Here is a 10,257-nt window from a genome sequence, read left to right on the forward strand (position 1 = left end):
AGTTACGGCGGTCCATAGCGGCAGGGAAACGCCCGGTCCCATCCCGAACCCGGAAGCTAAGCCTGCCAGCGCCGATGATACTACCCACACGGGTGGAAAAGTAGGACACCGCCGAACACAAATTAAGGATCGCCCCCCACGTTTTACGTGGGGGGCGATTCGTTTTGAATTCTCTTTCCCCAATTCGACATTCAGTCGATATTCCACGGGGCGCCCGAGTGGATATCGGTGGTGCGCCGCCGGCAAGATTATGTCGGCCATGGCTGCTGCCAGTATCCTTTGCGGGAAGAGTAGGTAGAAAGGCACACGTGGTCGGAGACAGACAAGGCGGCGCAGAGCGTCGTCCGCGGCGTGCATCGAACGACCGCGCATCGAACAATTCGGGTCACCACCGCTCCCGTGATCAGCGGGGCCGGGATCAACGTTCCAGTGCGCCCCGCCACTCCGGGCCTGGCCGGGCCCGTCCGGCCCAGCCCACCGAGGACACCGAACCCAGAAACGACGGCCCGAAGTTGCCCGCCGATGTCGAGGCCAAGGAGTTGGCCCCGGACGTGCGCCGGGAACTGGTGACGCTGGACAAAACCACCGCTGATTTCGTCGCGCGTCATCTCGTGATGGCCGGCAAGCTCCTGGACGAGGATCCCGAGGCGGCATTGGCCCATGCCCGCGCCGCCCGCAACCGGGCCGGGCGGATCGCGGTGGTGCGCGAGGCTGTCGGCATCGCGGCCTATCACAGCGGCGACTGGGCCCAGGCACTAGCCGAGCTGCGCGCTGCCCGTCGGATGGGTAGCAAGTCGGTGCTGCTGCCGATGATCGCCGATTGCGAACGCGGCGTCGGGCGGCCAGAGCGGGCGTTGGAATTGGCTCGCAGCGACGAGGCCGCCGCGCTCACCGGAGACGATGCCGAGGAGCTGCGGATCGTGACTGCCGGTGCCCGTTCGGATCTCGGTCAGCTGGAGCAGGCGTTGGCGATCCTGTCGACACCCCAGCTCGACCCGACCAAGGTGGGCCCGACATCGGCCCGGCTGTTCTATGTGTACGCCGCCACGCTCCTGGCGCTCGGTCGGACCGATGAGGCGTTGCAGTGGTTCGTTCATGCTGAGCAGGCCGACACTGATGGCATCACCGACGCGGAAGACCGGATCACGGAGCTTTCCTGACGTGACCACGCTTGCGCGGGAACACGATTGCCTGCTGCTCGATCTCGATGGCACGGTATTTCGGGGTCACGAGCCGACCGTGGGCGCACTTGAGAGCCTGGCCGGTTTGGACGCACGGGTCCTCTATGTCACCAACAATGCTTCGCGCGCGCCCGAGCAGGTCGCCGAACACTTGCGTGAGCTCGGGTTCGCCGCGATACCCGACGATGTGGTGACCAGCGCGCAGAGTGCGGCGCACCTGCTGGCGGCTCATCTGCCGGCGGATGCACCGGTTCTCGTTGTCGGGACGGAGGCGCTTGCCGCTGAGGTGAGCAACGCCGGGTTGCGCCCGGTCCGCACATTCGACGAAGGCCCGGTCGCGGTGGTGCAGGGGCATTCGCCGGATACCGCGTGGCCGAATCTGGCAGAAGCTGCGCTGGCGATTCGGGCTGGGGCATTGTGGGTGGCGGCGAATGTCGATCTGACCCTGCCTTCCGAGCGCGGATTGCTGCCGGGCAATGGCTCGATGGTGGCCGCGTTGCGGGTGGCCACCCAGCAGGAACCGATGGTGGCGGGCAAGCCCCAACCGACGCTGATGAACGACGCGTTGAGCCGAGGGACCTTCGTGAACCCGCTCGTGGTGGGAGATCGGCTCGACACCGATATCGCGGGGGCCGTTGCCGCCGGGCTGCCGAGCCTCATGGTGCTCACCGGTGTCAGCACGGCGCGCGAGGCGGTGCATGCCGTCCCCGCGGAACGTCCCGGCTACCTGGCTGCGGACCTGCGGGGATTGCACGCCGACGCCGACGCGCTGCGTATCGGGCCCAGCCCGGCCTGGCAGATCGACGTCGACACCGACACGGTCACCGTGCACACCACGGGTCAGGATCCCCATGACGACCTGTCGGTGGTGCGGGCGACCGCGCACGCGGTGTGGGGCGCGAGCCTGGGGCAGCGCGCTCTGATGGTGTGCGCCGGTGACGACACAGCGCGCCAGGCGCTGCAACGGTGGTCGTTGCTGTCGGCCCCGATCGACTAGCGTGAGTATCGCTATGACTACCGATCCAGACCAATTGCGTGCCCAGGTCGCAGAAGTGCTGGCAGGCGTCCCCGACCCGGCGGAGGACCCGTCCGCGCTTGAGGGGATGGACATCGACGTGGTGGCCGCGCGGCTCGAGCAGGCCCACGATCTGCTGGTGGCTGCCCTCGAATCCGTCGACAGGGGGCAAGCGAGCGGACCGCAGGCGACAGAACGGTGAGCGCCGGTGGCGCGGCGCGCTCGCGTTGATGCCGAGCTGGTGCGACGGGGCCTGGCCCGGTCTCGCCAGCAGGCGGCCGAATTGATCGAAGCCGGCCGGGTGCGGATCGACGGCATGCCGGCGGCCAAACCGGCGACCGCGGTCGCCCCCGACACCAACATCACCGTGATTGCCTCAGCGGAACGCTCCTGGGTGTCACGAGGGGCTCACAAGCTGATCGGTGCGCTGGACGCATTCGACGTCGCCGTCGAGGGGAGACGCTGCCTTGACGCAGGCGCTTCCACCGGAGGCTTCACCGAGGTGCTGCTCGACCGCGGCGCCGCCGAGGTGGTGGCCGCCGACGTGGGTTACGGCCAGCTGGCCTGGCCGCTGCGTTCGGACGAGCGAGTACACGTGCTGGAACGCACCAATGTTCGGGAGCTGACGCCGGACGCGATCGGCGGGCCGGTGCAGCTGATCGTGGCCGATCTGTCGTTCATCTCGTTGGCCACCGTACTGCCCGCGCTGACGGCTTGCGCGGCCGCCGACGCCGATATCGTCCCGATGGTGAAACCGCAGTTCGAGGTCGGCAAGGATCGTGTCGGGGCGGGCGGTGTGGTGTCCGATCCGGAGTTGCGCATCGACGCGGTCTGCACGGTCGCCCGCAAGGCAGCGGCCTTGCAGTGGCATGCTGTCGATGTGACGGCCAGCCCGCTTCCCGGACCATCGGGCAATGTCGAGTACTTCCTGCACCTGCGTGCCCAAGGCGACCGTCGGCTGGACGGCGGGTCGCTTGAGCAAGCGGTTCGGCAGGCGGTCGAGGAGGGGCCGCAATGACTCAAGAACGCACGATCCTGCTGGTGGTACACACTGGCCGCGACGAAGCGACCGAGGTTGCCCGGCGAGTGGAAAAGGTGCTCGGGGACAACGGTATTGGTCTGAAGGTGCTCTCGGCCGAGGCCGTGGACCGGGGTCCGCTGCATCTGGCGCCCGACGATATGCGCGCGCTCGGCGTGGATATCGAGGTGGTCGACGCAGATGAGCGTGCCGCCGAAGGGTGCGAGCTGGTGCTGGTGCTCGGCGGGGATGGCACGTTCCTACGTGCGGCTGAGCTCGCACGCAACGTCGAGATCCCGGTGCTGGGCGTCAATCTGGGCCGGATCGGATTCCTCGCCGAGGCCGAGGCCGAGGCCATCGACCATGTCCTCGAGCGCGTCATCGACCGCGATTACCGCATCGAGGAACGGATGACCCTGGACGTCGCGGTGCGGGTGGGCGCCGATGTCGTCAACCGGGGCTGGGCGCTCAACGAGGCCAGCCTGGAGAAGGGGCCTCGGCTCGGGGTGCTCGGCGTGGTGTTGGAGGTGGACGGCCGCCCGGTGTCGTCGTTCGGCTGCGATGGGGTGCTCGTGTCGACGCCGACGGGATCCACGGCCTACGCGTTCTCGGCGGGCGGCCCGGTGCTCTGGCCGGACTTGGAAGCGATTCTGGTGGTGCCCAACAATGCACACGCGTTGTTCGCACGTCCGATGGTGACGAGTCCGTTGGCCAGTATCGCGATCGAGATCGAGGCGAGCGGCAACGATGCCCTGGTGTTCTGCGATGGGCGCCGCGAGATGGTGGTGCCGGCCGGCGGCCGGCTGGAAGTGACCCGCTGCGGCACCCCGCTGAAATGGGTACGGCTGGACTCGGCACCGTTCACCGATCGGCTGGTGCGTAAGTTCCGGTTGCCGGTCACCGGATGGCGGGGACAGTAGATACCTGTGCTGTCAGAGATTCGTATCGAGTCATTGGGCGCGATCAGTGCTGCCACTGCGGAGTTCGACCGCGGTTTGACCGTTCTGACCGGCGAGACCGGTACCGGTAAGACGATGGTGGTGACCAGCCTGCACCTGCTCGGCGGGGCACGTGCGGATGCGACGAGGGTGCGTTCGGGCTCGGACCGTGCGGTGGTGGAAGGCCGTTTCAGCACAATCGAACTCGGTGAGGACGTGACCGGACGGGTCGAGGAGCTGCTGGAATCCTCGGGCGCCGAGCGTGATGACGACGGCAGCGTGATCGCAGCCCGCTCGGTCAGCCGGGCCGGGCCGTCGCGAGCCTATCTGGGCGGGCGGAGCGTGCCTGCCAAGTCTTTGAGCAACTTCACCGCCCAGGTGTTGACGCTGCACGGCCAGAACGATCAACTGCGGTTGATGCGCCCGGATGAGCAGCGCGCGGCCCTGGACCGTTTCGCCGAGGTGGACAAGCCGCTGGCCCGCTACCGGAGCATCCGCGACGAATGGCTGACGGCGCGTCGTGACCTGACCGACCGGCGTCGGCGGGCCCGGGAACTGACCCTGGAGGCCGACCGGCTGAGCTTCGGCATCCAGGAGATCGACGCGGTCGCACCGCAACCTGGTGAGGACGAAGCGATCATTGCCGATATCCGTCGGCTGTCGGAACTCGATGCGCTGCGCGAGGCCGCGCAGAGCGCTCGGTTCGCGCTGGCCGGGGAACTCGACGAGCCCACTCCCGAGTCCACGTCGGCGGCCGACAGTGTGGGCCGGGCGCAGGCGGCGCTGGAGTCCACCGACGACTCGGCGTTGCAGGCACTGGCCGCGCGGCTGGCCGAGGCGATGGCGGTGATCGGTGACGTCTCCGGCGAGCTCGGCGACTATCTGTCCGAATTGCCCAGCGATGCCAGCACTTTGGAGACCAAGCTGGCGCGGCAGGCCGAGCTGCGTACGCTCACCCGCAAGTACGCCGCCGACGTCGACGGGGTTTTGGAATGGTCCCGCGACGCCGCCGAACGGTTGGCGCAGCTTGACGTGTCCGAGGAGAGCCTGGCTGCCCTGGACCGCAAGGTTGTCGAGCTCGAGGCCCAATTGGTCGCGGCGGCAGGCGAACTCACCAAAGCCCGGTCCAAGGCCGCCAAGGGGCTGGCCAAGGCGGTGACCGCGGAATTGGCCGGACTGGCCATGGCCAATGCGGTGTTCACCATCGGCGTCATGCCCATGCAGGCGCGGGCCGATGATTCCGCGCCGGTGACCATGCCCGACGGCGCGGTGTTGCATGCCGGCCATGACGGGGTGGACGCGGTCGAGTTCGGTTTCACGGCCCACCGGGGCGCCGATGTGCTGCCGCTGGCCAAGAGCGCCTCCGGTGGTGAACTGTCCCGCGTGATGCTGGCTCTCGAGGTGGTGTTGTCGGCGTCGACGGCGGGAACCACGATGGTGTTCGACGAGGTCGACGCCGGGGTCGGCGGTAGGGCCGCGGTGCAGATCGGCCGCCGACTTGCCAGGTTGGCCCGTACTCATCAGGTCATCGTGGTGACGCACCTGCCTCAGGTCGCGGCGTTCGCCGATGCCCATATCGTGGTCGACAGCGGTAACGGTCGTGCCAAATCCAGCGGCGTGCGCCGCATCGACGATGAGGACCGGGTCGCCGAATTGGCCCGGATGCTGGCCGGGCTGGGGGAGTCCGACAGTGGCCGGGCACACGCCAGGGAGCTGTTGGAGGCTGCCCAGCAGGAGCGCAGCACGCCCTAGCTCCCGTCGGCCAGTGGCGGGTTGGCCGGGGACGGTTCGGCGGTGGTCCATCGCAGTGGGCTGAGGTGGCTCATTTCCACGACCTCGCCGATCGTGAAGTCGACTGCGCACTGGGTGCCGGCACTGGAATCGGCTTCATCCCAGTTGATTTCGGCGGTCCCGGTGAGCTGGATCGTCGATCCCGAAGCCCAGTCGACCACCAGCAGCCCGCACCGTGGATTCACGTCGATGTTGCCCAGCGTCATGAACATCGAATTCCCGCGGTAGTCAGGCCAACGTAGCTGCCGGGGCGAGAGCACCCGCAGAAACCCCGGATTCCCGCCCCGGTGTGATGCGTCGGCATTGCCCGCCGCGTCGGCCGAACCGATGAAGAAGGCGTCAGCGCTGGTGACGACCGCCTGCTGTCGCTCGGTCAGCACCTGGCCGCGGTGCACGGCGGGCCGCTCCATTGTGGGCCGGACCTCGGCGACGTGGCGGCGCGAGATGTACTTCGGGCAGTTCGAATAGACCTGGCCGGGGTCGATCCGCAGGCCGGTCCCCACCGGCTCGGCGGTGCCGTTGATCCGCATGCGGCGCCGGGTCTGCGGCTCGATGGCGATCATGCCGATCTGCTGATCGCCGCGCAGCGAATCGCGGACCGGGTCGCCCGGGGCGGGCAGCGCGTCGAGCAGGATCGTGCGCGGGTCGTCGGCGTGGACGAAGCCGGGTGGACCAGTGATCAAGCTGGTCCACAGCCGGCCATCGTCGTCGGTCGTGGCGATCACGATCATCGGCTGCTCGGCGAGGAACTCAGCGCCGGCCGCGGGAACTTCGGTGCGGATCATGCGACCGACGCGGGTGGCGATGGCTTCCTGCCCCATGCGCCGCTGCACCGCCAACTCACCCGAGTGATACATGTTCACCTGTTCCGGTCAGAAGAATCCGCAGGTGGGGGCGGTTCCGCTGGGCGCGGGAGCGTCCTGTGCCCCGTTCGGTGCGTACACCTCGAGCCGGGTCCCGTCCGGGTCGGTGAAGAAGATGCCGCCGGAGGCGGTTGACTCGCCGTGGGCGACGACGCCGTCGTGCGCGAACTGCGTGCCCAGCACCTTCAGGGCCGCCTCCACGGTCCGCACCTCGTCGAGGCTGGCCGCCTCGAACGAAAGGTGGTGCAGGCCGGGTGTTTCCGTGGAGAACCGGCCGTTGCTCTGCTGCCAGAGGGTGAGCCGCAGTGTCCCGTTCGTGCCGAGGAAGGCGTACCGGTGTCCACCCTCGGTGTTGACTGCGAGCGGTTCGAAACCCAACGCGTTTCGGTAGAAGTCCACGGAGCGGTCCAGATCGGTGACGTTGATGCCGACGTGTCCGGTGGCGAGCTGGGGCGTGGTGGTCCCGGTCATGCGATCCTCCTGATTGGCCTAACCGATGTAATTGCTAAAGAAGGTTAGGCCGGGGTGCGGCGCCGCGTCAACCATCTAACCTATTTTTGATGGTTACGTCGGCGCGTGGTCCTTGCGGGTACGGGGGCCTGGTTACCCTCAGGTATGCGTGATCCGCGACCGCATGTCGGCGAACCCCTCGCGCTGGATCTGCTGAACACCCGGTGGATGTCGGCGGATGGGCCGCAGGACCTGCTTTCTGACGTCGAGGGCCTGCGGTGCTGGTTGCTGGCCAATGGTCTGCCGGATCGCTGCGCGGCGGACGAGGAGTCGCGGATCGCGCTGATGTCCGCCCGTGAGGCGATCCTGCGGGCCCTCGAAGCCGGTTCCGTCGACGAGGTCAACGAGGTGCTGGAACAAGGTCGGATTCGGCGCACACTCACGGCATCGGGGCCCGCGGAGGCTGTCGAGGTGGCGCAGCCGCAATGGCTGGCCGGATGGCTGGCCGCCGAAGATTTGCTGCGGTTGGTGGGCGAGGCGCCCGATCGGATCAAGAAATGCGCACATCCGCGCTGCATCCTGTGGTTTCACGACACCTCGAAAAACGGCGCCCGGCGGTGGCACTCGATGGCCACTTGCGGCAACCGGGCGAAGGCCGCACGACATTATGCGGCGAAGCACGATTGAGACCGGACTGCTGTTACTGATGTGACTAAAGCCAACTTGTGAGGCTGGTGTTACGGCGCGCCTCCGCCCCCTGACCGGCGATGCCCGACAGAATCGGCGCATGAAGATGGCCACGCTGCTCACCCGCAATGCCAATTCTCGTCCGGGAGTGACCGGCACTGCTCGAGTGGACCGCGACATCGATCGGCTGCTGCGTCGCATCGGCCCCGGCGACATCGTGGTTCTCGACGCCCAGGATCTCGACCGGATCACCGCTGACGCGCTGGTCGAGGCCCAGATCGCCGGCGTCGTCAACGCTTCACCGTCCATCTCCGGGCGCTACCCGAACTTGGGGCCAGAGGTGCTCGTGGCCAACGGTGTGGTGCTCATCGACGAGGCCGGGCCGGAGATCTTCAAGAAGATCAAGGACGGGGCGCGGATCCGGCTGAACAACGGCGGCGTCTACTCCGGTGATCGGCGCATCGCGCTGGGCACCGAGCGCAACGATCAAGAGATCCACGAGCTCATGCATGACGCCAAGAGCGGTCTGGTGGCGCATCTGGAGGCATTCGCGGGCAACACCATCGAGTTCATCCGCAGCGAGAGCCCGCTGCTCATCGACGGCATCGGAATCCCGAACATCGACGTGGACCTGCACCGCAGGCATGTGGTGATCGTGGCCGAGGAGCCCAACGCCGCCGACGACCTCAAGGCGCTCAAACCGTTCATCAAGGAGTACCAGCCCGTGCTGGTCGGCGTCGGGGCCGGCGCCGACGTGCTGCGCAAGGCCGGCCACCGGCCCGCGCTCATCGTCGGCGACCCGGACAAGATGAGCGTCGAGGTGCTGCGGTGCGGCGCCCAGGTGGTGCTGCCGGCCGACGCCGACGGGCACGCCGCGGGTCTGGAGCGCATCCAGGACCTCGGAGTCGGGGCGATGACCTTCCCGGCTGCCGGGTCGGCGGCGGATCTGGCGCTCTTGCTCTGCGATCACCACGGCGCGTCACTGATCGTCACGGTCGGTCACACCGCTTCGATCGAGGAGTTCTTCGACCGCTCGCGCCAGCGCAGCAACCCGTCGACCTTCCTGACCCGGCTGAAGGTGGGGGAGAAGCTCGTCGATGCCAAGGCGGTGGCGACCCTGTACCGCAGTCGGGTGTCCGGCGGTGCGATCGCCTTGTTGGTGCTGGCGATGCTCGTCGCGGTCGTCGTCGCCTTGTGGGTCTCCCGGGCCGACGGTGCTGTGCTCGACTGGGTCGTCGAATACTGGAACCGTTTCACCCTCTGGGTCCAGAACCTCGTCAGCTGAACAGGTCGGTGAGCTGTGATCACGCTACGTGCCCATGCCATCTCGCTGGCGGCGGTCTTCCTGGCGCTGGCGATCGGGGTGGCCCTCGGATCGGGTCTGCTTTCGAACACCGTGCTGTCGGGCCTTCGTGACGACAAGTTGGATCTGCAGCACCAGATCGAGACCCTCACCGAGGACAAGAACGCTCTGAACGAAAAGCTCAATGCCGCAGGTGAATTCGACGCCCAGATGGCGCCCCGCATGGTACGCGACGCGTTGAAGGACAAGTCGGTGGTGCTGTTTCGCACGCCCGACGCCGTCGATGGTGACGTCGATGCGGTGTCGCGGTTCATCCGCGACGCGGGCGGGACGGTGACCGGCAACGTCTCGCTCACCAGCGAGTTCGTCGAGGCGAATTCTGCGGACAAACTGCTTTCGGTGGTCAACTCACCGATCGTGCCCGCCGGTAGGCAACTGAGCACCGCGGCGGTGGACCAGGGGTCACAAGCCGGCGACCTGCTGGGAATCACGCTGTTGATCGACCGGAATCCGGCTGCGGCCCCCGTGGACGACACCCAGCGGCAGACCGTGCTCGCCGCCTTGCGTGACACCGGCTTCCTGACTTATGACGATCCACACATCGGTGCGGCCGACACCGCACTGATCATCACCGGCGGCGGATTCGGCGTCGACGGGGGCAACCGGGGTGCCACCGTGGCCCGGTTCGCGGCCGGACTCGCGCCGCACGGCGCCGGCACCGTGCTCGCCGGGCGGTCGGGGTCGGCTTCTGGGACCGGCGCGGTGGCCGTGGCCAGGTCAGATGCCGGTTTGGCGGCTGCCGTCAGCACCGTGGACGACGCCGATTCCAGTGCCGGGCAGATCACTGCGGTGCTGGCGCTGGCCGACCTCGTCGGCGGCGGCAAGGCCGGCAAGTACGGGACCGGGCAAGGTGCGGCCTCGGTAACCGTCCCGCAATAGCCGGGGTTTTCCCGCTGCCGCCGGCGGCGCGCCAGCGACGGCTTGTCGGTGTCGGTGTTAAGGTGAACTTCC

Annotated in this window: 11 protein-coding genes and 1 rRNA gene; 10 read left to right on the top strand and 2 right to left on the bottom strand. The window is 67.7% G+C overall.

Annotated elements, in window-relative coordinates; genetic code table 11:
* Positions 1-3: 3 nt before the first annotated feature.
* The 7 genes from rrf to recN all read left to right on the top strand — a co-directional run bounded on the left by rrf (position 4) and on the right by recN (position 5,904).
* Positions 4-117 (top strand): 5S ribosomal RNA (rrf, locus tag E0T84_RS21335).
* 191 nt (positions 118-308) lie between these two features.
* The gene (locus E0T84_RS21340) at positions 309-1,160 is read left to right on the top strand and encodes a tetratricopeptide repeat protein (protein ID WP_171055127.1); all 852 of its coding nucleotides are present in this window, start codon (positions 309-311) and stop codon (positions 1,158-1,160) included.
* A 1-nt stretch (position 1,161) separates the two neighbouring features.
* Complete coding sequence (locus tag E0T84_RS21345; protein ID WP_138745450.1) at positions 1,162-2,178, top strand: HAD-IIA family hydrolase; 1,017 nt, start codon at positions 1,162-1,164, stop codon at positions 2,176-2,178.
* A gap of 13 nt (positions 2,179-2,191) precedes the next feature.
* Positions 2,192-2,398: a hypothetical protein gene (locus tag E0T84_RS21350; RefSeq protein ID WP_070188266.1), complete on the top strand. Its 207-nt coding sequence runs from the start codon at positions 2,192-2,194 to the stop codon at positions 2,396-2,398.
* A gap of 6 nt (positions 2,399-2,404) precedes the next feature.
* Positions 2,405-3,214: a TlyA family RNA methyltransferase gene (locus tag E0T84_RS21355; RefSeq protein WP_070188260.1), complete on the top strand. Its 810-nt coding sequence runs from the start codon at positions 2,405-2,407 to the stop codon at positions 3,212-3,214.
* Positions 3,211-4,134 (top strand): NAD kinase, encoded by a 924-nt coding sequence (locus E0T84_RS21360; RefSeq protein ID WP_070188259.1) that lies wholly within the window; start codon positions 3,211-3,213, stop codon positions 4,132-4,134. Before E0T84_RS21355 ends, E0T84_RS21360 begins: the two co-directional genes overlap by 4 nt.
* 6 nt (positions 4,135-4,140) lie before the next feature.
* Entirely contained in the window at positions 4,141-5,904 is a 1,764-nt protein-coding gene (gene recN, locus E0T84_RS21365) for a DNA repair protein RecN (protein ID WP_070188258.1), read from the top strand.
* Here the strand turns inward: recN and E0T84_RS21370 are convergent.
* Positions 5,901-6,800, bottom strand: coding sequence for a pyridoxamine 5'-phosphate oxidase family protein (locus E0T84_RS21370; RefSeq protein ID WP_138745451.1), 900 nt, complete (start codon positions 6,798-6,800; stop codon positions 5,901-5,903). The two genes, recN and E0T84_RS21370, sit on opposite strands and share 4 nt — an antisense overlap.
* Before the next feature lie 15 nt (positions 6,801-6,815).
* The gene (locus E0T84_RS21375; protein ID WP_138745452.1) at positions 6,816-7,277 is read right to left on the bottom strand and encodes a VOC family protein; all 462 of its coding nucleotides are present in this window, start codon (positions 7,275-7,277) and stop codon (positions 6,816-6,818) included.
* Positions 7,278-7,421: 144 nt separating this feature from the next.
* Between E0T84_RS21375 and E0T84_RS21380 the strand changes: the two genes are divergently transcribed.
* The 3 genes from E0T84_RS21380 (at position 7,422) to E0T84_RS21390 (ending at position 10,185) form a co-directional block, all read left to right on the top strand.
* Positions 7,422-7,943: a CGNR zinc finger domain-containing protein gene (locus E0T84_RS21380; protein ID WP_138745453.1), complete on the top strand. Its 522-nt coding sequence runs from the start codon at positions 7,422-7,424 to the stop codon at positions 7,941-7,943.
* Positions 7,944-8,043: 100 nt separating this feature from the next.
* Positions 8,044-9,228: a putative cytokinetic ring protein SteA gene (gene steA, locus E0T84_RS21385; RefSeq protein ID WP_138745454.1), complete on the top strand. Its 1,185-nt coding sequence runs from the start codon at positions 8,044-8,046 to the stop codon at positions 9,226-9,228.
* Between the two features lie 15 nt (positions 9,229-9,243).
* Positions 9,244-10,185 carry a copper transporter gene (locus E0T84_RS21390; protein WP_138745455.1) on the top strand — a complete coding sequence of 314 codons (942 nt, stop codon included), beginning with the start codon at positions 9,244-9,246 and terminating at the stop codon, positions 10,183-10,185.
* Positions 10,186-10,257 lie beyond the last annotated feature (72 nt).

This window comes from Mycobacterium sp. DBP42 (assembly GCF_005924235.1).
Taxonomy (GTDB): domain Bacteria; phylum Actinomycetota; class Actinomycetes; order Mycobacteriales; family Mycobacteriaceae; genus Mycobacterium; species Mycobacterium syngnathidarum.

Coding starts and splice junctions, on each gene's coding strand:
- E0T84_RS21375 (WP_138745452.1), bottom strand. CDS start 7,277: ATGACCGGGACCACCACGCCCCAGCTCGCCACCGGACACGTCGGCATC.
- E0T84_RS21350 (WP_070188266.1), top strand. CDS start 2,192: ATGACTACCGATCCAGACCAATTGCGTGCCCAGGTCGCAGAAGTGCTG.
- E0T84_RS21360 (WP_070188259.1), top strand. CDS start 3,211: ATGACTCAAGAACGCACGATCCTGCTGGTGGTACACACTGGCCGCGAC.
- E0T84_RS21370 (WP_138745451.1), bottom strand. CDS start 6,800: ATGTATCACTCGGGTGAGTTGGCGGTGCAGCGGCGCATGGGGCAGGAA.
- steA (WP_138745454.1), top strand. CDS start 8,044: ATGAAGATGGCCACGCTGCTCACCCGCAATGCCAATTCTCGTCCGGGA.
- E0T84_RS21380 (WP_138745453.1), top strand. CDS start 7,422: ATGCGTGATCCGCGACCGCATGTCGGCGAACCCCTCGCGCTGGATCTG.